The 24,630-nt window shown below is 64.3% G+C and carries 25 protein-coding genes; 14 read left to right on the plus strand and 11 right to left on the minus strand.

Features of this window, described 5'->3' with window-relative positions:
• Positions 1 to 18 precede the first annotated feature (18 nt).
• Positions 19 to 156 carry a hypothetical protein gene (locus QQK95_RS30380; protein WP_284278128.1) on the minus strand — a complete coding sequence of 46 codons (138 nt, stop codon included), beginning with the start codon at positions 154 to 156 and terminating at the stop codon, positions 19 to 21.
• A 141-nt stretch (positions 157 to 297) separates the two neighbouring features.
• Here QQK95_RS30380 and phaR point away from each other — a divergent pair, with 141 nt between their 5' ends.
• A complete protein-coding gene (gene phaR, locus QQK95_RS30385) occupies positions 298 to 909 on the plus strand; it encodes a polyhydroxyalkanoate synthesis repressor PhaR (RefSeq protein ID WP_284278129.1) in 612 nt (203 codons plus the stop codon).
• 23 nt (positions 910 to 932) lie between these two features.
• Here the strand turns inward: phaR and QQK95_RS30390 are convergent, their stop codons facing one another.
• Positions 933 to 1,352, minus strand: coding sequence for a rhodanese-like domain-containing protein (locus QQK95_RS30390; protein WP_284278130.1), 420 nt, complete (start codon positions 1,350 to 1,352; stop codon positions 933 to 935).
• 134 nt (positions 1,353 to 1,486) lie between these two features.
• On the opposite strand from QQK95_RS30390, the gene ftrA reads away from it, so the two are divergent.
• Positions 1,487 to 2,470, plus strand: a complete 984-nt coding sequence (gene ftrA, locus QQK95_RS30395; RefSeq protein ID WP_284278131.1) for a transcriptional regulator FtrA — start codon at positions 1,487 to 1,489, stop codon at positions 2,468 to 2,470.
• Between the two features lie 15 nt (positions 2,471 to 2,485).
• Here the strand turns inward: ftrA and QQK95_RS30400 are convergent, their stop codons facing one another.
• Positions 2,486 to 3,628 (minus strand): citrate synthase, encoded by a 1,143-nt coding sequence (locus QQK95_RS30400; RefSeq protein ID WP_284278132.1) that lies wholly within the window; start codon positions 3,626 to 3,628, stop codon positions 2,486 to 2,488.
• A 93-nt stretch (positions 3,629 to 3,721) separates the two neighbouring features.
• Between QQK95_RS30400 and QQK95_RS30405 the strand changes: the two genes are divergently transcribed.
• Both QQK95_RS30405 and QQK95_RS30410 read left to right on the plus strand, forming a co-directional pair.
• Positions 3,722 to 4,810 carry a citrate synthase/methylcitrate synthase gene (locus QQK95_RS30405; RefSeq protein WP_284278133.1) on the plus strand — a complete coding sequence of 363 codons (1,089 nt, stop codon included), beginning with the start codon at positions 3,722 to 3,724 and terminating at the stop codon, positions 4,808 to 4,810.
• Positions 4,811 to 5,014: 204 nt separating this feature from the next.
• Positions 5,015 to 6,145, plus strand: coding sequence for a patatin-like phospholipase family protein (locus QQK95_RS30410; protein WP_284278135.1), 1,131 nt, complete (start codon positions 5,015 to 5,017; stop codon positions 6,143 to 6,145).
• A gap of 24 nt (positions 6,146 to 6,169) precedes the next feature.
• On the opposite strand, the gene QQK95_RS30415 is transcribed toward QQK95_RS30410, so the two are convergent.
• Positions 6,170 to 6,769, minus strand: a complete 600-nt coding sequence (locus tag QQK95_RS30415; protein ID WP_284278136.1) for a TetR/AcrR family transcriptional regulator — start codon at positions 6,767 to 6,769, stop codon at positions 6,170 to 6,172.
• 124 nt (positions 6,770 to 6,893) lie between these two features.
• Between QQK95_RS30415 and QQK95_RS30420 the strand changes: the two genes are divergently transcribed.
• The 6 genes from QQK95_RS30420 (at position 6,894) to QQK95_RS30445 (ending at position 15,100) form a co-directional block, all read left to right on the plus strand.
• Positions 6,894 to 7,355: a (2Fe-2S)-binding protein gene (locus QQK95_RS30420; protein ID WP_284278137.1), complete on the plus strand. Its 462-nt coding sequence runs from the start codon at positions 6,894 to 6,896 to the stop codon at positions 7,353 to 7,355.
• Between the two features lie 2 nt (positions 7,356 to 7,357).
• Positions 7,358 to 9,631 carry a xanthine dehydrogenase family protein molybdopterin-binding subunit gene (locus QQK95_RS30425; protein ID WP_284278138.1) on the plus strand — a complete coding sequence of 758 codons (2,274 nt, stop codon included), beginning with the start codon at positions 7,358 to 7,360 and terminating at the stop codon, positions 9,629 to 9,631.
• Complete coding sequence (locus QQK95_RS30430) at positions 9,628 to 10,233, plus strand: hypothetical protein (RefSeq protein ID WP_284278139.1); 606 nt, start codon at positions 9,628 to 9,630, stop codon at positions 10,231 to 10,233. Before QQK95_RS30425 ends, QQK95_RS30430 begins: the two co-directional genes overlap by 4 nt.
• Positions 10,234 to 10,393: 160 nt before the next feature.
• A complete protein-coding gene (locus QQK95_RS30435; RefSeq protein ID WP_284278140.1) occupies positions 10,394 to 11,569 on the plus strand; it encodes an efflux RND transporter periplasmic adaptor subunit in 1,176 nt (391 codons plus the stop codon).
• 75 nt (positions 11,570 to 11,644) lie between these two features.
• Complete coding sequence (locus QQK95_RS30440; RefSeq protein ID WP_284278141.1) at positions 11,645 to 14,821, plus strand: efflux RND transporter permease subunit; 3,177 nt, start codon at positions 11,645 to 11,647, stop codon at positions 14,819 to 14,821.
• A gap of 120 nt (positions 14,822 to 14,941) precedes the next feature.
• The gene (locus QQK95_RS30445; RefSeq protein ID WP_284278142.1) at positions 14,942 to 15,100 is read left to right on the plus strand and encodes a DUF3309 family protein; all 159 of its coding nucleotides are present in this window, start codon (positions 14,942 to 14,944) and stop codon (positions 15,098 to 15,100) included.
• A 43-nt stretch (positions 15,101 to 15,143) separates the two neighbouring features.
• Here the strand turns inward: QQK95_RS30445 and QQK95_RS30450 are convergent, their stop codons facing one another.
• Together QQK95_RS30450 and QQK95_RS30455 are read right to left on the minus strand one after the other, a co-directional pair.
• Positions 15,144 to 16,100 carry an SDR family oxidoreductase gene (locus tag QQK95_RS30450; protein WP_284278143.1) on the minus strand — a complete coding sequence of 319 codons (957 nt, stop codon included), beginning with the start codon at positions 16,098 to 16,100 and terminating at the stop codon, positions 15,144 to 15,146.
• An 89-nt stretch (positions 16,101 to 16,189) separates the two neighbouring features.
• Positions 16,190 to 16,393, minus strand: a complete 204-nt coding sequence (locus QQK95_RS30455; protein ID WP_284278144.1) for a DUF680 domain-containing protein — start codon at positions 16,391 to 16,393, stop codon at positions 16,190 to 16,192.
• A gap of 116 nt (positions 16,394 to 16,509) precedes the next feature.
• On the opposite strand from QQK95_RS30455, the gene QQK95_RS30460 reads away from it, so the two are divergent.
• Positions 16,510 to 17,418, plus strand: coding sequence for a LysR family transcriptional regulator (locus QQK95_RS30460; protein ID WP_284278145.1), 909 nt, complete (start codon positions 16,510 to 16,512; stop codon positions 17,416 to 17,418).
• Here the strand turns inward: QQK95_RS30460 and QQK95_RS30465 are convergent.
• The 3 genes from QQK95_RS30465 to QQK95_RS30475 all read right to left on the minus strand — a co-directional run bounded on the left by QQK95_RS30465 (position 17,382) and on the right by QQK95_RS30475 (position 20,076).
• A complete protein-coding gene (locus tag QQK95_RS30465; RefSeq protein WP_284278146.1) occupies positions 17,382 to 18,557 on the minus strand; it encodes an MFS transporter in 1,176 nt (391 codons plus the stop codon). The genes QQK95_RS30460 and QQK95_RS30465 overlap by 37 nt on opposite strands.
• A gap of 401 nt (positions 18,558 to 18,958) precedes the next feature.
• Positions 18,959 to 19,267: a DUF1244 domain-containing protein gene (locus QQK95_RS30470; protein WP_284278147.1), complete on the minus strand. Its 309-nt coding sequence runs from the start codon at positions 19,265 to 19,267 to the stop codon at positions 18,959 to 18,961.
• 11 nt (positions 19,268 to 19,278) lie between these two features.
• Positions 19,279 to 20,076, minus strand: a complete 798-nt coding sequence (locus QQK95_RS30475) for an N-formylglutamate amidohydrolase (protein ID WP_284278149.1) — start codon at positions 20,074 to 20,076, stop codon at positions 19,279 to 19,281.
• A 246-nt stretch (positions 20,077 to 20,322) separates the two neighbouring features.
• Here QQK95_RS30475 and QQK95_RS30480 point away from each other — a divergent pair, with 246 nt between their 5' ends.
• From QQK95_RS30480 to QQK95_RS30490, 3 genes are all read left to right on the plus strand, one after another.
• The gene (locus QQK95_RS30480) at positions 20,323 to 20,811 is read left to right on the plus strand and encodes a DUF1036 domain-containing protein (RefSeq protein WP_032920777.1); all 489 of its coding nucleotides are present in this window, start codon (positions 20,323 to 20,325) and stop codon (positions 20,809 to 20,811) included.
• Positions 20,808 to 22,244, plus strand: a complete 1,437-nt coding sequence (gene pyk, locus QQK95_RS30485; protein ID WP_284278150.1) for a pyruvate kinase — start codon at positions 20,808 to 20,810, stop codon at positions 22,242 to 22,244. Before QQK95_RS30480 ends, pyk begins: the two co-directional genes overlap by 4 nt.
• Before the next feature lie 198 nt (positions 22,245 to 22,442).
• Complete coding sequence (locus tag QQK95_RS30490; protein ID WP_284278151.1) at positions 22,443 to 23,171, plus strand: L,D-transpeptidase; 729 nt, start codon at positions 22,443 to 22,445, stop codon at positions 23,169 to 23,171.
• A gap of 120 nt (positions 23,172 to 23,291) precedes the next feature.
• On the opposite strand, the gene QQK95_RS30495 is transcribed toward QQK95_RS30490, so the two are convergent.
• Positions 23,292 to 23,573 (minus strand): protealysin inhibitor emfourin, encoded by a 282-nt coding sequence (locus tag QQK95_RS30495; RefSeq protein WP_284278152.1) that lies wholly within the window; start codon positions 23,571 to 23,573, stop codon positions 23,292 to 23,294.
• A gap of 22 nt (positions 23,574 to 23,595) precedes the next feature.
• The gene (locus tag QQK95_RS30500) at positions 23,596 to 24,546 is read right to left on the minus strand and encodes a M4 family metallopeptidase (RefSeq protein WP_284278153.1); all 951 of its coding nucleotides are present in this window, start codon (positions 24,544 to 24,546) and stop codon (positions 23,596 to 23,598) included.
• Positions 24,547 to 24,630: the final 84 nt, after the last annotated feature.

Genomic DNA, 24,630 nt, shown 5'->3' on the forward strand with positions numbered 1-24,630 from the left:
TCTCCAGACTTCGAGCTGTCATGTTTTTAGGCATTGTTGGCGACTTTTCTTGCCCTTTCCATGACCCAAGTCAAACCGGAAATCGGCATGGCGCCCATGCACGCCAAGCAGGTCGCGCGCCGCCGTGCCGACGGGCCGGCCGCTGCTGCGCAGCATATTTCGCCTGCTATGCAGCATTATATGATCCCGCACTGCACAAACTGCTTGGAATTATGAGGCTTTTGCGCATATCCTCAAAAAGGGCGCAATCGTTACCGGCTGCTTACTCAGGCGCGCCGGTGTCCGGGGAGGATGCAGATGGCCGCAAAAGACGACCCGATCATTATCAAGAAATACGCCAATCGCCGCCTCTATAATACGGGGACGAGCACCTATGTGACGCTCGAGGACCTGGCCGAGATGGTCAAGAAGGGCGAGGAGTTCACCGTCCAGGACGCCAAGACCGGCGACGACATCACGCATCCGGTGCTGACCCAGATCATTTTCGAACTGGAGAACAAGGATGGGCAGAACATGCTGCCGATCCCGTTCCTGCGCCAGTTGATCGCCTTTTACGGCGACCAGATGCAGATGATCGTGCCGAGCTTCCTCGAACAGTCGATGATCGCCTTCTCCAAGGAGCAGGAGCGCTTTCGCGAGCAGATGAAGGGCGCCATCGGCAAGTCGCCGCTCGATGTGATGAAGATGGCGACGCCGATCAAGGCGCTGGAAGAGCAGACCCGCCGCAACATGGAAATGTTCCAGAACGCGATGCGGCTGTTCACGCCTTTCCCGCCCGCGGGCTCGGCGCCGGCCGCTGCCCCCGCTGAACCGGCCAGGAAGGACGCGCCGCCGGAGAAGTCCGACGATCTGCAGCAGCTGAAGGACCAGATCGCGGCCATGCAGCGCAAGCTCGACACGATGTCGTGAGCCGGCCAGCCGGCAAGGCCAAATCATGCTTGTAGAACACCAGGCTCCTTGCCCGAGGCGAAAGGAAGCTCTTCGTCCTGCCAGCCTGAAATGCCGCCGATCATGATCTTGACCGGCAGGCCGAAGCCGGCCAGTTTGAAGGCCGCACGGTCGGCGCCATTGCAATGCGGCCCGGCGCAATAGACAACGAACAGCGTGCCTGCCGGCCATTGCGCCATCCGCTCGGCCGATATCTCGCGGTGCGGCAGGTGCAACGCGCCCGGCACATGGCGGCGCTCATAGGCATCAGGCGAACCGACCACATGCAGAAGCACGAAGTCCGGCTCTCCGCCGCGCAGTGCTGCTGCAACGTCCGAACAGTCGGTCTCGACGGAAAGCCGGCGCAGGAAATGGTCGCGGGCAATCTCCGGCGCTGCCGCTGGAATGTCTGTCACATAGCTCATCAAGGGTCTCCATCACTGATGGAGCTGGCCTCCATCATTTTCGGATGGAGCTGGTCTCCATCGCTGATGGAGTTGAGGTAGCGCACCGCGCCGGCCGATTGCAGCTGGCAGCTTTGCCATATATCGTCAAGATCATGCCAAATATGCCTCTTGCCAACCCATTGGTCGTTGCAGTCGCCTATGACGGGCTGTGCACGTTCGAGTTTGGCGTGGCGGCCGAGATGTTCGCCTTGCCCAGACCTGAGATGGGTGCGGATTGGTACCGTTTTGCCGTCGCCGGCATCGATGCCGGCGAAATGCGTGCGATGGGCGGCGTGCGCATCGTCGTCGATGGCGGACCCGATCTGATCGGCGAGGCCGGCACGGTGATCGTGCCGGGATGGCGCGGTGTGGACTGTCCGGTGCCGCCATTGCTGATCGAGGCGCTTCAGATGGCCAATGAGCGGGGCGCACGCATCCTGTCCATCTGCTCTGGCGTCTTCGTGCTTGCCGCGGCCGGCCTGCTGTCAGGCAAGAAGGCAACCACGCATTGGCGCTACAGCAATAGGCTGAGGGAGATGTATCCCGACATCACCGTGGTCCCTGACGTTTTGTACATCGATGAGGGGAATGTGCTGACATCGGCCGGCAGCGCGGCGGGCATAGACCTGTGCCTGCATCTGGTGCGGCGCGACTTCGGCACCAAGGCGGCCAATATGGTGGCGCGCCGGCTGGTCGTGCCGCCTCACCGAGACGGCGGCCAGGCGCAGTATGTCGAAAGTTCCGTTCCCGAACCGCACGAACGCAGCCGGCTGGGGCCGTTGATCGACAGAATGCGCGCGGATATTGCCGCCGACTATCCCGTTGCCGCCCTTGCCGATCTGGCCGGAATGAGCGAGCGGACATTTCTGCGCCGGTTCGCGGCGGCAACCGGGGTCACGCCGGCGCGATGGCTGCTTTCGGAGCGGCTTTCGCGGGCGCGCACTCTGCTGGAAGACACGAGCATGCCGATCGAGCGGATTGCCGAGACCGCCGGCTTTGGCACGGCGGCGACGCTGCGGCATCACTTCCGCAAGCAATTCGTCACGACGCCCGCCGCCTACCGGGCGCGGTTCGGGACCAATGCCAATTCCGGCTGACGACTTCGCACGCCGTCAGGGCAACAGTCCCTCATAGCGGCCGCGCGGCCGGATGATGCTGCCGCTGACGATCTGTTCGACCATATGCGCGGCCCAGCCGATGCTGCGTCCAAGCGCGAACAGCTGGAACGGCGCGTCGCGCGGCAAGCCGAGGCTGCGCGTCAGCACGGCCAGGGCAAAATCGATATTCGGTTGGGCCCCGGTCGCGGCAATGGCGGCGGTTTCCAACGACCGCAAGGTCTCGTCGGTATTGCCGATGGCCGACAGAAGCGCCGTGGCCCGGGGATCTCCCTCGGGATAGAGTTGGTGGCCGAACCCCGGCAGCGGCCGGTCATGGCCGAGCCAGCGCCGGATCGCGGCCTCGGCGCCATGCCGCGCCGCATCTTCAGCAAGCTGCATCACCGCTTCCCCGGCACCGCCATGGCGCGGACCGGACAGTGTCGCCAGGCCGGCCAGCAGGCAAGCAGCGGGTGAGGCGCCGGTGGAAGCCGCGACGCGGGCCGCGAAGGTCGATGCATTCAGCTCGTGATCGGCGAGCAGCACCAGAGCGCGCCGGATCGCATCGGCGCCGCCCTCATCGACCGACCAGCCCCGCGCCAATCGCCGATGCACCGGATCCGGCCCTGCCTCGGCACCGAGGGCGCCGGCCAGCACGCCGATCGCGCGCGCGGCGTCGGCACATAGCGAGGCGGCGCTGCGGCCAAGCGAAGGCCGAGCCTGGCCGGCAAGCAAGGCAAGCTGCGCGAAGGCCGGGGCTCGGCCGGACTGGCGCGGCGCATCCGGCAGCGGCGTTTCGAAACGGACAGGTTCAGACACGCCCCAAAGCACGGCGGCAGTCTCTTCAAGCGTGGCATTGTCGGACAGCACGGCGGCGTCCCGGCCCCGATAGATGAGGTGACCGTGCCAGACGGTCGAAATCGCCGTTGCGATCGACGGCTCGCCCCAGGCAATCGCGCTTTCGGCGATGGCCGAGGGGCTGCGTCCGCGCGCCCGGCGTGTTGCCAGCGCCGCGATGTCGTCGGCGCGATACTGGCTTCGGCGTGGATCGGCGCGGTCGGGGCGCATGCCGATGCGCCCGCGGCTGACATAGGCGTAGAGCGTCTGCGGCCGCACGTTGAGCCTTTCCAATGCCTCTTCCCGCGACAGCCATTCCGACATCTTCGACTCTGATATTGATTGTATTGATCAAGATTGATGGCAGCGTTGTCCAGCCTTATCTCCGATCCGGAAAAGCTTCAAGGAGACAAGGCTATGGCGAATGGACTCGATGAAGTGGTGGCGGCCGAAACCGTTCTGTCCGACGTGGACGGTCTGGGCGGCCGCCTGACGATCCGTGGTCATTCGCTGGCGGAACTGGCCGGACGATGGAGCTTTCCGCAGGTCGTCCGGCTGTTGCTCGACGGTTTCTTCGAGGATCTGCCTGGCGATACCGAACTGGCGGCGCAACTGGGTGAGGCGCGTGTCGAGGTGTTCGAGCGGACCCTGCCTTCGCTGTCGCTGCTGGCGCCACACGAAATCTACAGCGCCATGCGCGCCGGCATGGCTCTGCTGCCAGACGGCGAAACGCTGGCGGACGCGCTGCGGCTGATCGCGGCGCCCGCCGTGCTGACGCCTGCCTTGCTGCGCCTGCGGCGCGGCGAGCAGCCAGTCGCGCCGGATGGCAAGGCCGACCATGCCACCGACATGTTGCGCATGCTCCGGGGCTCCGTTCCGTCGCCGGCATTGGCAAAAGCGCTCGACACCTATCTGGTGACCGTCTGTGACCACGGCCTCAACGCCTCGACCTTCGCCACGCGCGTCGTCGCTTCGACATTGGCCGGCCTGACCTCGTCGGTGCTGGCCGGGCTGGGCGCGCTCAAGGGGCCGCTGCATGGCGGCGCGCCCGGCCCGGTGATCGAGATGCTTGACGCGATCGAGGCGCATGGCGATGCGGCCGGGTGGCTGCGCAACGAGATCGCGCAAGGCAGGCGGATCATGGGGTTCGGCCACCGCATCTACCGCGTGCGCGATCCGCGCGCCGATGTGCTGAAAGCAGTCGTGCGGCAGCTTGGCGGCGAGGGCGAGACCGGCCGCCGGCTGGTTTTCGCCGAGGAGGTCGAAAAGACGGCGCTCGAGGTGCTGCGGATCGCCAAGCCGCAGCGCTCGCTGCAGACCAATGTCGAATTCTACACCGCGCTGGTGCTGGAGGCGGCGGGCTTCCCGCCACAGGCCTTCAGCAATGTCTTTGCCGCCGGACGCGTTGCCGGCTGGATCGCGCATGCGCGCGAGCAGCAGACGACCGGGCGGCTGATCCGTCCGCAATCGCGCTATGTCGGCCCGGTGCCCGATCTGGTTGCCTAGCCTCCCATCTGTTCCAAAGGAGACAGCCTCTCCGCTTCAAGCGGAGGGGCTTTCTTCATGGCCGAAATTTCATGTGATCACGCGACCGTGTTCGTGTTCTTGCCTTGGTCCGTCCTTATATGCTGCACTGCAACATAGGCCGTCGATAACTGCTTCCTTCAATGACGTTGGGGCAGGTCGGCGCATCAGGACGACAGGAACGCCATGACGAAGAACGGCAAGGCGGAGGAAAGCAAGAAGATCAACATCGCGCTTCAGGGCGGCGGCTCGCATGGCGCCTTTTCCTGGGGCGTGCTCGACAGGCTGCTGGAGGACGGCAGGCTGGAGATATCGGCGGTTTCCGGCACCAGCGCCGGCGCCATGAACGCCGTGGCGCTGGCCGATGGATTTGTGCGTGGCGGGGTCGACGGCGCGCGGCAAAAACTCGACGATTTCTGGCGCGCGGTGGCGGCAAAAGGCCGATTCAGCCCGGTGCAGCGCATGCCGTGGGACGTCGCCTGGGGCAACTGGTCGATCGAGAACACGCCTGGCTATGTGTTCTTCGACACCATGTCGCGGGTGTTCTCGCCCTATGTCGCCAACCCTCTCGGCCTCAATCCGCTGCGCGACGTCGTGGCGCAGGAGATCGATTTCAGCAATGTACGCGCCTGCAAGTCGATGGAGCTGTTCATTTCCGCCACCAATGTCGAGACCGGGCAGTTGCGGGTGTTTTCCGATGGCGAGATCGACCTCGACACGGTGATGGCCTCGGCCTGCCTGCCGCAGCTGTTCCGCGCCGTCGAGATCAAGGGCGTGCCCTATTGGGATGGCGGCTATGGCGGCAACCCGGCGCTCTATCCGTTCTTCAAGACGGCGGCGACCGAGGATGTGCTGCTGGTGCAGATCAATCCGGTGGTGCGCGAGGGGACGCCCAGGAGTGCAAACGAGATCCAGAACCGGATCGACGAGATCACTTTCAATGCCGGGCTGCTGCGCGAATTCCGCTCGATCGCCTTCGTCAAGGAACTGATCGCCGCCGGCCGGCTGCCGCATGGCGAGTACCGCGACATCCGCATGCACCGCATCGATGCCGACGAGGCGTTCAAGGACCTGTCGGCCTCATCCAAGGTCAATGCCGAATGGGCCTTCCTGAGCTATCTCAGAGATCTTGGCCGCACAGCCGCCAGCGACTGGCTGGAAGAAAACTACGACGCCGTCGGCCTGCGGCCGACGCTCGATCTCTCCGGCGAACTCGATGACGGTTTCAAGCCTGTGCACGGCCCCGCGCCCGGCCGGCGGGTCAAGGAATTCCTCGCGGTACGCAAGAACCCGGAAGCCGAGCGCCGCCGGGCCTGAGCGGAACCCCGACACAGCCCGGCTTCATCCGGCTTTCAGCGCCAGGTCGATCACCTTGATCAGCGCGGCGGCCGCCTGCCGCTGCGCCTCGGGATCGCTGATCCGCGCCTTCATGCCTTCCAGCCCATCGAGCAGCATGTCGGCAAGCAACTGCGTCGACAGGCCCCTGGCAGCCAGATCGACGCCGTTCCTCGCCGCTTCGCCATGGATCGCGGCGGCGATATGTGCGACAAGGGCGCCGCGCCAGCATCCGACCAGATCGCCGAGGCTCGATTTCATGTCCAGCAATTCGGCGCCATGAGGCGAGGCAACGACGGCGCGCATCATCGAGATGAAGGCCTCGTCGATGGCTAGCGTCATGCGCTCGGTGAAAGCCCCTTCGCCGGCCAGGGCCATTTTTGCCGCCGCGACCGAGCGCGACAGCACCATCATGGCGATGGCGCGGAAAATGTCGGTCTTGTTCTTGAACTGAAGATAAAGCGCCGGACGCGACATGTCGGCGGCGCGGGCGATGTCGTCCATGGTGGTGCGCGAAAAGCCATAGGCCAAAAACACCTTCATCGCGCCATCCAGGATACGGACGCGTTTGGGGTCGATGGAGGCGATGTCTTCGTTCTGATTCATGGAGTGACATTATCCTGCAAAATCTCAATTGACAAAATGACGGAATTTGTCAATCTGTTTGAAGGTGAAGCGACCCAAGGGGACGTTTCGCCCTCGGGCTGTGGACGACAACAAAGGGTATCCCATGCGCCTCACCGTCGACGGGCAGTCATTCGACATCGACGCCGATCCGGACATGCCGTTGCTGTGGGCGCTGCGCGATCTGATCGGCAAGACCGGACCGAAGTTCGGCTGCGGCATCGCCGCATGCGGCGCTTGCACCGTGCATGTCGATGGTCAGCCGGTACGCTCCTGCTCGCTTCCGGTCGGCCAGGTCAGTGGCGCTGTCACCACCATCGAGGGCATCGGCACGGCGGACAGGCTGCATCCTGTGCAGCAGGCATGGCTGGAGGAACAGGTCGCGCAATGCGGCTACTGCCAGGCCGGCCAGATCATGAGCGCGGTGGCGCTGCTCGACGAGGTCGCCGACCCGAGCGACGCCGATATCGACAACGCCATGGGCGGCAATCTCTGCCGCTGCGGCACCTACCCGAAGATCCGCGCGGCCATCAGGAAGGCCGCGGCGCTCAAGACGGCGGGGCTCTGAACATGGCCAGTGTCGGAAAGATCGCCCGCCGCACGTTCCTGATCGGCGCGGCCGCCGTCGCGGGCGGCGTTGCCGTCGGCTACTACTCTTATCGCAAACCGTTTCCGAACCCGCTCGAGACCGATCTCGGCAAGGGCGAGGCGACCTTCAACCCCTATGTGAAGATCGGCGCCGACAACACCATCACCATCGTCGCGCCGCGCGCCGAGATGGGGCAAGGCATCTCGACGACGCTCGCCGTCATGGTCGCCGAAGAACTCGATGTCGGCCTAGAACAGGTCAAGGTCGAGCATGGCCCGGCCTCCTATGCCTATTACAACGCGGCGATCCTCGAAGAAGGCGGTCCATTCGCCTTCTTCGACGAGAGCATGACCGCGCAGGCGGTGCGCTCGGGTCTCGGTGTGGTCGGCAAGTTCCTTGCTCTCCAGGTCACCGGCGGCTCGGCTTCGGCGCGCGACGGTTTCGACAAGATGCGCCAGGCGGGCGCCGCAGCACGGCATCTGCTGATCGCGGCGGCGGCGCAGAAACTCGGCGTTGCCGCCGCCGATCTGGAAACGGCCAATGGCTCGATTGTCCACAAAGCGTCGGGCAAGTCGCTGACCTATGGGGCGGTTGCGGCGGCTGCCGCGGCAATCGCGCCGCCGGCCGAAGTCAGGCTCAGGGACCGAGCCGACTGGAAACTGCTGGGAAAGCCGCAGAAGCGCATCGACATGCTGGCCAAGGTCACCGGGGCGCCGATCTTCGGCATCGATGTCAGGCTGCCGGACATGCTCTACGGCACGGTGAAGATGAGCCCGCGCTTCTGGGCCAGGCCAGTCAAGGCGGATCTCGCCAAAGCCGAGAAAATGCCCGGCGTGGTCAAGATCGTGCCGCTCGAGACGAATTACGGCCACGGCTTCGGCATCATCGCGCAAAACACCTGGGCGGCCTTCAAGGCGGCCGATGCCATCGACGTCCAGTGGGCGGATCCCGAATATCCGCTCGGCAGCGCCGCCATATCGGAGGTGCTGAAGCAGGCGCTCGGCACAAAGGGCTCGGTGATGCGCAACAATGGCGATGTCGATACCGCCTTCGCCGACGCGCCGCGCGAAAGGGTGATCGAGGCGGACTATGCGGTGCCCTATCTGGCGCATGCAACGATGGAGCCGATGAACGCCACGGCGCGGTTCAGCGATGGCGCGCTCGACATCTGGTGCGGCAACCAGGCGCCGACCCTGGTGCGGCAGCTTTGCGCCAACGCGGTCGGCATCGGGCACGACAAGGTCACCGTGCACACCACCTTCATGGGCGGCGGTTTCGGTCGCCGCGTCGAGATGGACTACGCGCTGTTCGCCGCGCTGATGGCGAAGGAGACAGGTGGGCGTCCGGTCAAGGTGACCTGGACGCGCGAGGAAGACATGCGCCACGATGCCTACCGGCCGGCCGCGGTCGGCAAGTTCCAGGCGCGGCTCGGCGACGACGGCATGCCGGTCGCCGTCGACATGAGGATCGCCTCGCCATCGATGATAGCCAGCACCTTGCGCCGGCTGTTCCCCTCGATATCGCCGATTGGACCCGACAAAAGCATCGTCGACGGCGCCTATGACCAGCCCTACACCATCCCTGACTATCGGGTGAGCGGTGTCGCCGCCCCTGTCTCGATTCCCGCCGGCGCCTGGCGCTCGGTCGGCAGTTCGATCAACGGCTTCTTCCACGAGGGCTTCATGGACGAGATTGCCGCCGCCGGGAAAGTCGATCCGATCGAGATGCGCAAGAAATTGATGGCCGCCTATCCCCCGGCGGTGAAAGTCGTCGAGAAGGTCGCCGCGATGGCGAAATGGGGCGAGGCACTGCCCGCCGGCAAGGCCAAGGGCATGGCCTTCACGCTGTCTTTCGGCAGTTGGGTCGGCGAGATCGTCCAGGTGGCGGACACGCCGGCCGGCATCCGCGTCGAGAAGGTGTGGATCGCCGCCGATGTCGGCACAGCGCTCGATCCGGGCATCATCGAGGCACAGCTGATTTCCGGCGCCATCTATGGCCTGTCGGCGGCAATGGGACAGCAGATCACCTTCGCCGACGGCATGGTCGAGCAGTCGAACTTCCACGATTTCGACGCCATGCGGATCTTTCAGTGCCCGGTCTTCGAAGTCGCCATCCTGGAGAATTTCCACAAGATGGGCGGCGTCGGCGAGGTTGGCACTCCGCCGGCGGCACCGGCGCTGGCCAATGCCATCTTCGCGCTTACCGGCAAGCGCATCCGCACGCTGCCGCTGTCGACGACGGTGGCCTTCGCATGAAGAAGCTCCTCATCATGCTGACGCCTGCTGCCATCATGTTTTCGGCGGCGCCTTCCGCAATCGCACAGGAGAGCAAGACATCGCCAAGCCCGACGGTCGACATGGCCAAGGGCCTGTCCGAATGGGACAAGATCTATGCGGTGTTCTCACATCCGCGCTGCGCCGATTGTCATGTCGCGGACGACTGGCCGCGCTGGTCGGGTGCGCATTATGGCGGTACGCGTGTGCACGCCTTCAACGTCCAGCGCGGCACCGACGGATCGGGCTTCGGCAATCCGGGCCTGCGCTGCACGACATGCCATTTCTCCAGCAATTCCAATGCATTGCATGGACCGCCCGGCACCGAGGGCTGGCATCTGGCGCCGGCCGAGATGGCCTGGTTCGGCAAATCCTCGGCCGAAATCTGCGCCCAGATCAAGGATCCGGCGCGCAATGGCGACCGCAAATTGGCTGATGTCGCGCTGCATGTCCGCGACGATAAACTTGTCGCCTGGGGCTGGGCGCCGGGCTCGGATCGTGAGCCGGCTCCGGGCTCGGCCGAAGCGACCTATCAAGCGATCGAAAACTGGATGTCGGCGGGCTCACCTTGCCCGATGCCGTAATGGTCTTGCAACTTTAAGGCTATATTGCAGTGCAACTTTGATGTAGAAGCGCGCTCGCCTATCACGGCAATTTGAACACGGTCAGGCGCGCACCCATATCGGCGACGCGCCCGCGTCATGAAGGCGCGGTGCTGGCCGAACCCGCAGTGGAAAAATGACGATGCCTAAAATCAGGTTTCACAAGCTTGCAGCCATTGTTGTGCTCATCGGTTTCACGGCGTGGATGGCGACAGGCGAATTCTCATCGGTCGGCAGCGTAGCGGCCAACAAGGCCAAGGCAGCCGAAGTCGAGCAAGGCAAGGCGCCGGACGCGAGCAAACCGAAGCCGGCAGAAGCCGAACCGAAGGCTCCGTTGCGCACCGTTGCCGTGGTGACACCGCCGCGCAAGACCTATGCGCGCGCCATCCGCATTTCCGGCCTGACCGAGGCCGACAAGCGCGCGGTTCTTGCAACCCGCGTTGCCGGCGTCATCGACAAGCTGCCGGTCAAGCAAGGCGATCACGTCAAGACCGGTGACCTGGTGCTGATGCTGGCGGCGGAAGAAAAGATCTCGAATGTCGACAATGCCAAGCAGTTGCTGGTGCAGCGCAAGGCCGAGCTCGATGCCGCCGAACGGCTCGCCAGGACCGGCAACCTGCCCAAGCTGCAGCTCGACACCGCACGCTCCAACCTGACCCAGGCGCAATCCCTGCTGGATACAGCGCAGGCCGAGCTCGACCGCAACGAAGTCAAGGCGCCGTTCGACGGCGTGATCGACCGCGTGCCGGTGGAACTCGGCAGCTCCGTCATGCAGGGCGGCGAGGTGGCCACCATCCTCAAGCTCGATCCGGTGATCGCCCGCGGCGAGATCAGCGAGCGCGACCTCGGCTATCTCAAGATCGGCGACAAGGCCAGCGTCCGGCTGGTCAGCGGCCAGACCGTCGAAGGCACGGTACGCTATATCAGCCGCGACGCGTCGTCGGCGACCCGCACCTTCCGCGTCGAGGTCGCCATTCCCAATGCCGACGGCTCGGTGCCGGCCGGCATGACGGCGGAAATCCGGCTCAGCGCGCTGCCGACCGACGCGGTCCTGCTGCCGCGCTCCGTGGTGACGCTGGGCGACAAGGGCGATCTCGGCATCCGCGCCGTCGGCAAGGACAACAGAGTGGCGTTCTTCCCGATCGATCTGGTCGACGACACGCCGACTGGCCTCGTGCTTGGCGGCATCCCGGCCGATGCCCGCATCATCGTCGCCGGCCAGGAGCTGGTGAAGGAAGGCGATGAGGTCAAGCCGGTCGAGGCCGACCAGGCGACCATCAACAAGCTGATCGGCGAAGCCACCGCCGGGACGCAGTAGCGCAGCGACGCCGGCGCCGGGCCTTGCCCGGCGACGTCCGTCCGTTCGCCACTCCCGAAAGCAACAGGCACAGTCATGGATATCGTCAGACTCGCAATCAACAATGCCCGCCTGACCATCTCGGTCCTGGTCTTCCTGCTTATTGCAGGCTGGGTCGCCTATCAGTCGACGCCGAAGGAAGCGGAACCCGACGTTCCGATTCCGATGATGTATGTCAGCCTGATCTATCAAGGCATCTCGCCGGAGGATTCCGAGCGCCTTCTGCTGCGGCCGATGGAAAGCAAGCTGAAGAGCCTGAAGGGCCTCAAGGAAATGCGCTCGGCCGCCTTCCAGGGCGGCGGCTATGTGCTGGTCGAGTTCCAGCCGCAGACCAATCTGGCGACGGCGCTGCAGGATACGCGCTCCAAGGTGCAGGACGGCAAGGCCGACCTGCCGCAGGCGGCAGAGGAGCCTGTCGTCACCGAGGTCAACATTTCTGAATTCCCGGTGCTCGTCGTCACACTGTCGGGCGAATTGCCCGAACGCGTGCTGGCCGCCGCCGCGCGCGAACTGCGTGACCGCATCGAGGAGGTGCCCGGCGTTCTCGAAGGCTCGCTACAGGGCTCCCGCGACGATCTCGTCGAAGTCGTCATCGATCCGATGAAACTGTCTTCCTACGGATTGCAGCTCGACCAGCTGATCGGCGCCGTCGGCGCTTCCAACAGCCTGGTCGCCGCCGGCAATATCGAGGGCTCGCAAGGCAAATACGCCGTCAAGGTGCCGTCGCTGATCGAGACGCCCGAGGATGTGGCGGCGCTGCCAGTGGTTGCCGGCCCCAATGCCGTGGTGCAGGCCAAGGACATCGCGACGATCCGCTCGACCTTCGCGGACGCCACGACGATCACGCGCCTCAACGGCAAGCCGGCCATCGCCATCGAGGTCAAGAAGCGCATCGGCGCCAATCTGATCGACACGCTCACCAAGGTGCGGGCAGTGTCCGATGCCTTCGTCAAGACCATGCCCGAGGGGATGCACGTCACCTACACGCAGGACAAGTCGGTCTTCGTCAACCAGCTGCTGGGTGACCTGCAGAACCACGTGATGATCGCCGTCATCCTGGTCTTCATCGTCATCCTCTACGCGCTGTCCGGCCGTGCCTCGCTGCTCATCGGCCTGGCCATTCCGTCATCCTTCCTGATCGGCATCCTGCTCCTGGCGATGATGGGCTACACGATCAACATGATCGTGCTGTTCAGCCTCATACTGGCGGTCGGCATGCTGGTCGACGACGCCATCATCGTCACCGAGTTCGCCGAACGGCGCATGAGCGAGGGCATGCCGAAGCAGGAAGCCTTCGCGCTTGCCGCCAAGCGCATGGCAGGCCCGGTCATCGCGGCGACGATGACGCGTATCGCCGCCTTCTCGCCGCTGCTGTTCTGGCCGGGCATCATCGGCGACTTCATGAAGTACATGCCGATCACGTTGATCGTCACGCTCTCGGCGTCGATGCTCTATGCGCTGGTCTTCGCACCGACGCTTGGCGCGATCTTCGCCAAGGCGCCTCAGCATCATGAGGATGGCAATCGCGACGGCTGGTACATGGCTGTCGTCAAGCAGGCGGTGCGCTTCCCCATCACCGTGATGGTGCTGACCGTCATGTTGCTGGTGGGCATCTTCGTTGGTTATTCGAAGTATGGCGCCGGCGTCGAGTTCTTCCCGAGCGTGGAGCCCGACTACGGCCTGCTCTATGTGCATGCCCGCGGCAATCTTTCGCTGGCGGAAATGGACACGGCGACAAAGATCGCCGAAAACCGGCTGCTCGGCTGGCCGGGCCTCAAGTCGGTCTACACCCGCGTCGGCAAGTCCCAGGGCGGCGGCCAGGACGTGCCCGAGGATGTCGTCGGCGTCATTCAGTACGAATTCATCGACTGGCGCGAGCGCAAATCGGCGAACCAGATCCTGAACGATCTGCGCGGCGTCATGGCTGGTATTCCCGGCGTCGACGTCGAGGTGCGCGTGCCGGAAGCCGGCCCGCCGACCGGCAAGCCGATCCAGATCAGGCTTTCGGCCGTTGACCCCAAGGGATTGGACGAGAAGGCGCGTGCGGTCGCGGCGCGCATCGCCAAGGTGCCCGGCGTCATCGACATTTCCGACGGCTTGCCGCCGCCCGGCGTCGACTGGGCGCTCGAGGTCGATCGCGCCAAGGCAGCGCAATACGGCATCAGCCCGACTTCGGTCGGGACAGTGGTGCAGCTCGTCACCAACGGCCTGAAGCTGTCGGAATACCGGCCCGCCGGCGCCGACAAGGCGGTCGACATCCGGCTGCGCCTGCCGGAGGACCGGCGTACGCTGTCGACGCTCGACGAGCTCAGGGTGCAGACCTCGCAGGGTTCGGTGCCGATTTCGAACTTCGTCGTCCGCAAGGCCAAGCCAAGCGTCGGCATCCTCAACCGCATCGATGGCGCCCGCACCGTTGTGGTGCAGGCCAATGTCACCGCCGGCACGCAGGTCGCCGCCGTTCAGCAGGAGGTCACCCAGGCCGTCGCCGACATGAATCTCGGCAGCGGCATCCGCTGGAAGCTGGCCGGCTCGAACGAGGACAGCGCCGAAGCCAGCGCCTTCCTCAGCAAGGCTTTCGGTGCGGCGATCTTCCTGATCTTCCTGGTGCTTTTGGCGCAGTTCAACAAGTTCACCAGCGTCTGGCTGGTGCTTTCCTGCGTGGTCATGGCGACGATCGGCGTGTTCCTCGGGCTGCTGATAACAGGCGAGACGTTCGGCATCGTCATGTCGGGCATCGGCGTCATCGCGCTGGCCGGCGTAGTGGTGAACAACAACATCGTGCTGATCGACACCTATGACCGGCTGCGCGAAGAGGGCTGGGACAAGATGGATGCGGTGCTGCAGACCTGCCGCGAGCGTGCGCGACCGGTGGTGCTGACGGCGGTGTCTGCCATCCTCGGCGTGCTGCCGATCGCCTTCGGCCTCGGGCTGGAAATCTTCCATCACGAGACGACGATCAACGCGCCGTCGACGCAATGGTGGATTTCGCTGTCCTCGGCGATCGTCTTCGGCCTGTCCTTCGCCACGGTGCTGACGCTGGTGGTGACGCCATCGATGCTGATGGTGTTCACCCGCGCCAAGGTCAAGCCCGGCGCACGGCGCGGCTTGATCAGCCGGCTGTTCCGGCGCGGCAAGGGCGAGATCTCGTCGGACGCGCCGACGACGGATGCCGGCGCGGAACCCGCGATCGCCTTTCCAAAAGCCGCCGAGTAGGCAGGCTCTCCCATCTGAACGGCAAAGGCCGCCCGGAACAACCGGGCGGCCTTTTGCATTGTGCCCCTGTGGGGGATGCGAAGCATCGTCCTTGAACAGACTCAATGCGGGGAAATTCTCATGCCGATCACCACCCTTGTCATCGTCGTCCTGATCCTTGTCCTGATTGGCGCGGTGCCGGCCTGGCCGCATTCGCGCTCCTGGGGTTATGGACCCTCGGGCATTGTCGGTGTGGTGCTGGTGGTGGTTCTGGTGCTGCTGCTGATGGGGCGGCTCTGAGCCGCCTTTTCGGCTCGTGGCGGGCATGTCCCGCCTGCTCAACTCAGGCGGCTTTCGTGGCCTTCACAGGGGCGATGCCGATGTCCGCGAGGGATTGGGCGACCGCCTGATCGAGCGGCGTGTGCGGGATTTCACCGATGATGCCCTCCAGCCGCGTCGAGGCCAGCCGGTGCGGCTCAAAGCGCAGGTAGGACATCGATACGATCTCGCGCCACATCGCCACGAACGGGCCGCCGGCGCGCAGCACCCACCAGGGCATCGAGGTCATCTTGAGCGGCCGGCCAAGCGCCTTCTCGGCAGCGGCCTTGATCTCAAGGTCGGTGACGGCATGGCCTGGAAAGTTCAGCGCCTCATAGGAGCCGAGCTTGTCGAGATTCCTGGCCAGTGCGACGAAGCCCACGGCGAAGTCCGGCAGATAGGCCCATTCATGCACGAGGTCGGCCGGACCTGGCGCGGTGTAGACGCCCTTGCCGATCTTGGCGGCGACGACCAGGTCGAACCACGAGCCGCTGCCGGTGCCGCCGAAGAAGTCGCCGGCGCGCAGCAGAATGGTGCGGACGCGGCCAGCATCGGCCTCGCGGTGGAACAGCTCCTCCATGGCGCAGCGGATGCGGCCCTTTTCGGTGGTCGGATGGAACGGCGTGTCTTCCGTGATCACCGCCGGCATCGGCGAGCCGTAATTGTAGACGGTACCGGGGAACAGATGCAGCGCGTTGTTGGCATGGCAGGCGGCCATGACGTTTTCAGCCATCGGCAGGCATTTGCCCCAGTCGGTGTAGATCGGGTTGAGGCCGTTGAAGATGATATCGACGCCCTCGGTGGCACGGACCAGCGATTGACGGTCCAGCGCATCGCCGGCAACCGCCGTGGCGCCTTCGAGTTCGGCCGGCACCTTGCCGGTGCGGGTGACGGCGCGAACGTCGAAGCCGGCGTCGATGAAGGCCTTGCCAACCACGCGGCCGAGCCGGCCATTGGCGCCGAGAATTGCGATCTTGGTCATTGTTCGTCTCCTTGTTCAATTTGAAGCGACTGGGGTTTGAGGCGGCGGGACGAGCCCGCCGCTTCCGGGATTTTCCTGGGGGCCGCCGTTCAGCGGCTGCCGAAGAGGTCGCGGTTGCTGCCCTGGGGCTTCTGATCGGTGATCTCGGATTTCTCGATCGACGTGGTGGTCGTGCTGTCGGTGGTGGCGACGGCCGGCTGGCTGGCGCCGTTCGAGCCGAACTTGTCGCTGCCGGCGAAAGCGGTGCTAGCGGCGATGAGGAGAGCGGCGGCGGTGAGAGCGATCTTGGTCATTTTGAATTCTCCTTGGTTGGTGGTTGCAGTCCGTATCGGTGTTTGCAGGGCGAATATGATTGCCTCAAAGATGAATTGAAATTGACCATGAATGCAGTTCTGCTATTCATTCTTGAATGGCTGACATCGACTGGAACCTGATCAAGAGCTTCGTCACGGTCGCGGAAACCGGCAGTTTGTCGGCCGCCGCGCGAAAACTGTCGGCCAGCCAGCCGACGCTTGGCCGTCACATCAGCGAACTGGAGCAGGTGCTCGGCGTCACGCTGTTCAGGCGGGGACGGAGCGGCTATGCGCTGACGGAAGCCGGCGCCACACTGTTCGAACGCGGCAGGGCGGTCAGCGAGCAGGCGAGTGCGTTTTCACGCCTGGCGCTGGGTTCGGTCGAGGCAATCGAGGGCACGGTGCGCATCGCCGCCAGCGAAGTGGTGGCGGCCTATGTGCTGCCCGACATGACGGCGCGGCTCGGCATCGAGGAACCCGGCATCGAGGTCGAGATCGTTGCCTCGAACCAGGTCGAGAACCTGCTGCGCCGGGATGCCGACATCGCCATCCGCATGGTCAATCCGGCGCAGAACGAACTGGTGGCGCGCAAGGTCTGCGACATCCCGCTCTGCGCCTGCGCGGCCATTTCCTATCTCGACCGGCGCGGCCGCCCGCTCGGGCCGGCCGACCTCGCCGACCATCCCTTGATCGGCTTCGATCGCAGCGACGAGATGATCCGGGGCTTTACGCAATTCGGGATTCCGGTGACCCGAAGCAGTTTCCGCTTCAGGGCCGACAACCAGATGGTCCTGTGGGAGGCGGTGCGGGCCGGAAACGGCATCGGGCTTGGCCAGGAGCCGCTGGCCGATCGTGACCCGCTGGTGGAGAAGGTGCTGCCCGGCCTGCCGCTGCCAAGCCTGCCGATATGGCTGGCGATGCATCGCGACGTGCGCAGCAGCGTGCGCATCCGCCGCGTGGCGGATTTTCTACACGAGGAGTTGAAGCGCTATTCGGCGGCCAGGGGGGCGAATTCGGCGCGGTGAGCCAGGCCCGCCATCAGCAAGACGACGATCAGCAGCATCGACATGGCAATGAAGATCGGCCCGAAGCTGGAATGCTCGGCAACGAAGCCGATCGCCGACGGCGCCACCAGAATACCGGAATAACCCATGGTGGTGACGACGCTCATGCCGGTGCCCGATGACATGCCTTCCTGGTTGCCGCCGGCCGAAAAGATGATCGGCACCATATTGGCGATGCCGAAGCCGCACAGCGCAAAGGCCGCGATGGCGAGCCAGGGCGAGGGCGACAGGCCGGCGACCAGCATGCCGGCGGCGGCGACGACAGCCGAGCCGCGCAGCGTCGTCACCGCGCCGAAGCGGTTGCGCACGCCATCGCCGAAGAAACGCATGATCGCCATGACGCCGGAAAAGGCGGCATAGGCAAGACCGGCGACGGCAAGGTCGGCGCCGAGTTCCTGCCGCAGATACAGCGCCGCCCAATCGAGCACCGCGCCCTCGGAGATCATCGTCAGCAGGGCCATCAGGCCGATCAGATAGACCAGCGGGTTTGCCGGCAGGGTGAATTTATGATGCTCGACCGCCTGTGGCCTGTCCTCGGCGACGAGATAACCGACCGCCGTCGCGATCGCTGCGAAGGCGAGCACGGTCACGACCGCGGCATGGGCGAGGTGGCCATAGTGCTGGATGGCAAAGCCGCCGAGGCCGCCGCCGGCGAAACCGCCGAGACTCCAGAAGCCGTGCGAGGACGACATGATGGCGCGGGACATCTTTCGCTCCACCACCACCGCATTGGCGTTCATGGCAACATCCATGCCGCCGATGGAGCCGCCGAAAATGAACATGGCGACGGCCGCCAGCGGCACGTTGGGCGCCAGCGCCACGACCAGCAGGCCGAGGCTGCCGCACAGGCCGAACCAGCGCAGCACGGTGCGCGAGCCATGTTTCGAGATCAGGTGGCCGCACCAGGTCATGGCGGTGACCGCGCCGGCGCCGAACAAAAGGATCAGCAGACCGAGGGTGAATTTCGAAATGTCGAGCCGGGTCAGGAACACCGGAATCTGCGGCGCCCAACTGCCGGTCAGGAAGCCATTGGCAAGGAAAATGGCCGCCACGGCCCATCGCCCGCGAATGGCAGTCTGCATGGCGTTAGACACGATCATAGGCGAATCCGGTCAGAAAATGGCGTTGCGCGGCAAATTAGATCGATTCAATTTGCAGTCAAGCGCTGTGGATGGGGAATTGCTTGGACCAAAGGGCGAAACGGAGCCGGCATCGCTGATGGCGAGCTGCCTACCTCGGAGATTGGCCGGAACGCCCTCCCGTCGTCATCCACGGGCGAAGCAAGGAGCGAAGCGACGCGGCGCAGACCCGAGGATCCATTCCGTGCCGTCTGTGCGATGCTACGGCGCAGAACTGGCTCCGGTGAGCGCGACCTTCATTCCGAACCGCTGCGGCCCTCGCGAGCGTCACGGAATGGATTCTAGGGTCTCCGCGACGTCGCTTCGCGACTGCTTCGCCCTAGAATGACGAAGTCATCGGGTGGCCGTGTGAGGCACCCCGCCTAAAGATCCCTCGGCCGCCTCGCCTCGAACTCCGCCTTCTTGGCGTCCGACGCTTCGGTCTGGTTGAGGGCCTGCCACTCGGCATAGGGCATGCCGTAGACGATCTCGCGCGACTGATCCTTTGAGAGTTCGACGCCCTCGGCATTGGCCGCCTCGCGATACCAGTTCGACAGGCAGTTGCGGCAGAAGCCGGCGAGGTTCATCAGGTCGATGTTCTGGACGTCGCTGCGTTCCCTGAGGTGATCGACCAGCCGGCGAAAGGCGGCGGCTTCGAAATCACGCTTCTGCTCGTCGCTGAGTTCGGTCATCGAAACCTCCGTCATAGCGGCCCGGTGCGCGAGCCGAATTTTTTTACCGCATGTATATCGGGACGGCGGTCTATCGCGTCAACGATCGGCGCCAGGCGCTCGGCCCAGGCAAGCGCGCCTTTCTGGTCGGATATCAGGTCCTGGCGGATCTCGATCAGCGCGTGGGCATAGCCGTTGACGATGGCATGCCTGAACATGGTGTCGCCGCGCAGCGCGCCGTCATAGGGCTCGTTGTCGCCGACGATGAGGTTCTCGTCCTGCGCCAACATATCGATCAGCGGCCGCGCCACCCGGTCGTCCAGATCCCACAGGATGCCGACATGCCACGGGCGCTGCCTGCCTTGCATGACCGGCGTGAAGGAATGCACGGAGAAGATGAAGGGCGCCCGGCCGGAAGCCTGCGCGACCGAGGCGATCATGGCGCCGACGGCGTCGTGGTAGGGCCGGTAGAAGCGGTCGAGCCGCCTTTCGCGCTCTTCCGGCGCGATGGGATAGTTTCCCGGCACGACGGTACCGTCATAGAGCTGGCGGATGAGCGTCGGATCGTCCTCGCCGCGATTGGGATCGATCAACAGCCGCGAAAAATTGGCGATCACCGCCGGCACGTCGAGCAAGCCGGCGAGTTCGCGCGTCACCGCCTCGACGCCGATGTCATAGGCGATGTGCCGGTCGAATTCCGCCGCCGGCAGGCCGAGGCTGCCATAGTCGTCGGGCAGGTCGCGGCGGGCGTGATCGGCCAGAAGCACGATGCCCCGCTTGCGGTCGCCCTCGACAATGTCGAAAGGCGCGAAAACTGTGGATCGGGTCATTGGCGGGAAATGGTCTGTTCGCTGGCTTCCGGGGAGGATGCTATCGTCATTCCACGAAGACGACGCGTGCGCAATGCCGTTGTTTGGCCAAGGTTTATCGGGAAATCTGGCGGAGGGCGACGGATAGTGCGCCGGGAGCCTTCCTAAATCGATTGGAATTGATCAAAACGGCGCGTTGACATGCGCCCGGACTTTTCCGAAAAGGGGCGCAGAGAGATGCAGATGTGGTTCTTGAGGGGTTTTCGGATGGGTTCCGCTGGCAGGCAGCGCATGCGCTCTGCCTTTGCCATGCCGTTCCTGACCGTGGCCGTTGGCCTGTCGGCGATGGTCATGGCCTCGCCGGCGCGCGCCGATTTCCGCGTCTGCAACGCCACGCAGAACCTGGTCGGCGTCGGCATCGGCTATCGTGCCAAGGCCGGCTGGATCACCGAGGGCTGGTGGCACATCGAAGGATCGAGCTGCAAGACGTTGATCGAAGGGCCGCTGTCATCAAGGTTTTACTATCTTTATGCAGAAGACGCCGAGCGCGGTGGACGCTGGGACGGCCCGATCAACATGTGCGTGGCTGAAAAAGAGTTCAAGATCGCCGGCGTAAACGACTGCGTCGCCCGGGGCTTCCAGCGCGCCGGATTCCAGGAATATGACACGGGCGAACAGGCAAGCTGGATGGTCCAGCTGACCGATGAGCCCGCAACGGGAGGCGCACCAGCCGCCCCGGGAACAAACAGTCAATGAGACGCAGCCGCAAGGTCAAGATCCTAGCCACAATCGGTCCGGCCTCCTCCTCCGAGGAGATGCTGCAGAAATTGTTCGAAGCGGGCGCCGATGTGTTCCGCATCAACATGAGCCATACCGATCACGAACTGATGCGCACGCTGGTTGGCCGCATCCGTGCCGTCGAGGAAAAGGTTGGCCGGCCGATCGGCATCCTCGCCGACCTGCAAGGCCCCAAGCTGCGCGTCGGCAAGTTCGCCAATGGCAAGGAAGTGCTGACGCCAGGCCAGACCTTCACGCTTGACGACAATCCCGAGCCCGGCACGTCGACCAGGGTCTATCTGCCGCATCCGGAGATCCTGAGCTCGGTCGAGCCCGGTCACCGTCTTTTGATCGACGACGGCAAGCTCGAGCTGAAGGCGGTGAAGAGCGACGGCAAGTCGATCGTCTGCACGGTCGTAGCCGGCACCACGATTTCCGACAAGAAGGGCGTCAGTCTGCCCGATACCGACCTGCCGGTCGGCGCGCTGACCGAGAAGGACCGCAAGGACCTCGACGCGGTGCTCGCCACGGGCGTCGACTGGATCGCGCTGTCCTTCGTGCAGCGCCCCGAGGATCTGGCCGAAGCGCGCAAGATCGCGCGTGGCCGCGCGCTGATCATGGCCAAGATCGAAAAGCCGCAGGCCGTCGCCCGGCTGGCCGAGATCATCGAACTCTCCGACGCGCTGATGGTCGCCCGCGGCGATCTCGGCGTCGAGATGCCGCTGGAAGCCGTGCCCGGCATCCAGAAACAGATCACGCGCGCCGCGCGCCGTGCCGGCAAGCCGGTGGTGGTCGCCACGCAGATGCTGGAATCGATGATCACGGCACCGGTGCCGACCCGCGCCGAAGTCTCCGACGTTTCGATCGCCGTCTTCGAGGGCGCCGACGCCATCATGCTGTCGGCGGAATCGGCGGCGGGTGCCTATCCGGTCGAAGCCGTGGCAATGATGAACCGCATCGCCACCAAGGTCGAAACCGACCCGACCTATGCCGGCATCATCAACGCCCAGCGCTCCGAGCCGGAAGCGACCGGTGCCGACGCTATTTCACTGGCTGCCCGCGAGATCGCCGAGACGCTGAAACTGTCGGCGATCATCACCTACACCGCATCCGGCACCACCGGCCTGCGCGCGGCGCGCGAACGGCCGCAGGTGCCGATCATCGCGCTGTCGCCGATCCTGAACACCGCCCGGCGGCTGTCGCTCTTGTGGGGCACGCATTGCGTCGTCTCGCCCGACGCCACCGATCTCGACGACATGGTCAACCGCGCCTGCCGCATTGCGCTGGAAGAAGAGTTCGGCAAGCCGGGCGACCGCGTCATCATCACGGCCGGCGTGCCGCTGAGGACGCCCGGCTCGACCAACATGCTGCGCATCGCCTATGTCGGGTCGGAAACGCAGGGCAGCCGGTAGGGATTTCTTCTTCTTGGCGGAAGCGTGTCGCGCGGTTTCGTGCGGCTCGCTGTGGCCGTATTGCAACAAAGGCCCGGACAATGATCCCGGCCTTTGTGTCGACACGGGGTCGCCCTGATCGCCTCTAATAGGAAGAGAGGCGGCACCGATGGTCGCCTGTCCCCGTCGGCAATTCCCATCATTTGAAAGCAGTATTGAATGTCATTTCTTGTGTCGCGGCGGTCGCTTTTGACCGGACTGTCGCTTGCTGGGGTCTCGGTGATCTCGGCCTGTGCCCAGATGCCCAGACAATCGATCGGCCTGGCCGCTTCTCTTGCTCCGCCGCCGCTTGAACCGGCACCGGAAAAGGCTCCGGTCGAAGATGCCGCGCCTGCAGCCCCGGCGTCGCCCGACTACGCCAGCATGTACAGCGCGGTCGAAGACGGCGGCCATGCGCTGCCAGCGATCCCCTTCAGCAAGGTCGACGAGCGGTTCCTGCGGCAGATCGTCGACGATCCGACAGGCGAAAAACCCGGCACGATCGTGGTCAACACGACCGACAAACACCTTTACTGGGTGCTCGAGGGCGGCAAGGCCATGCGCTATGGCGTTGGTCTCGGCCGCCAGGGCTATTCCTGGAAGGGCCGAGCGATCGTCCAGTGGAAACGCAAATGGCCGACCTGGACGCCGCCTTCGGCAATGATCCGCAGGGACCCGAAGCTGGAGAAATGGCGACAGGGCATGCAGCCAGGCATCAGCAATCCGCTCGGGTCGCGCGCCCTGTACATCTTCAAGGACGGCGTCGACACGCTTTACCGGATTCACGGATCGCCGGACTGGAAGTCCATCGGCAAATCCGCGTCATCGGGCTGCGTGCGCATGTTCAACCAGGACGTCATGGATCTCTACAATCGCGTTCCCGGCAAGACGCCGCTTCTGGTTATCTAGAGCGGTTCGCCGTTTCATGGAAACGGCGAACCGCTCCAACTCTTTGTTTTAACGCAATTTCCAAGGGAAAGCGCTACGCGCTTTCCCGGGAAAACCGCTCACACTTTTTCCGGAATTGCTCTAAAGCAATTCGTCCTTTACGCAGTTCTTGAGCGCTTGCGGTACCATCGATTCGGGCACCTCGACGGTGCTCGTCGCGTTGGCGGTTCGCTTGGTGATGCGATAGACAAATTCGTCCGGGTTCGGAGCAGATTTGACTTTTTGTGCAAGAAGATCCTCGACCGAGGACCGGTCCTTCGCGCTCAGGTCGGACATCGCGCACACACCCCGACTGCGGATGCGTGCGCTCGGTCCGCCGAATCCCGCAAAACCTCCCAGCCGCTCAACGTCCAGTTTGTCCATTTTTCACCCAGGGAAGCCCTGATCAGAGGCCAACCTTCTTCCAGGCTTGGTCCACGGCGTTGATCACGGCCGCATTCCCGGCATAGAGCTGCCCAGCCACCTTGCGCGTACGGTCGGCGAAGGCCCCCATCTTGAGATTTGGGGACGGCCCGTATCCGGTCATCGCCTTATACCATATCTGGCCGGCCTTTGCCCAACTATTACCGCCAATCGCCATCGCGGCGCTATAGAATGCCAAGTTCGGAATGCCGCTGCTATAGTGGGGATCCATGCCGGGTTGATACTGCGTGTAATGTGTGGGTTGGGGTGCCAGGCAGTGCGGTGCCGCCGGGTTTGCCATGTCACGAAGACAGATATACCCCTTCGCGGTGGCGGCCGGGCCCATAATGTCCTTACCGATGAGCCAGTCCGCCTGATTGACCGCCTGCGACGCCTGCCACTGCCGGAACATCGAGCCGAATACGTCCGAAAGGCTTTCGTTGAGGCCGCCGGGTTCGTTGGCGTATACCAGTTGCAAGGTATACTGGGTCACGCCGTGCGTGTTCTCATGCCCAACCACATCGTTACCCCTGGTGAAGTCGACGAAAATCTGTCCGTCGCCATCCCCGTAGGTCATCTGCGTGCCGTTCCAGAAGGCGTTGTTGTACTTGGAGCCGTAGTGGATTGACGAGATCAACGTCATCCCGGCGCCGTCAATGGAATTACGATTGAATATCTGAGAATAGAAACGCACCAGATCAGTCGTCACCGTAAACGCGGCTTTGGCCGTGGGATCGCCAGAACTCCCGGGATTCACGACGGGAGCACCAGGCAGCGTCTGGGTGTGATGGCAGTCATAGACGACGACGTTCGGCGGGCCGGGCAACTGGGCGGCTAGGCCAATTGGAGCGTTGCTCAGCCCAACACGTGTCACCTTGCGGGCCTGTTCGCGAAGCTTTCGGATCTCCGAGTCGAGAGCGGCGGTCTTTTCCAAGCCCTGGCGAACGCCGGCACTAAAGCTATGATCCTTGGACAGGCGGACCAATACGTCGTGAGGCACGATCGTGCAATACTTACA

The sequence above is a fragment of the Mesorhizobium huakuii genome (assembly GCF_030160235.1).
Classification (GTDB): domain Bacteria; phylum Pseudomonadota; class Alphaproteobacteria; order Rhizobiales; family Rhizobiaceae; genus Mesorhizobium; species Mesorhizobium huakuii.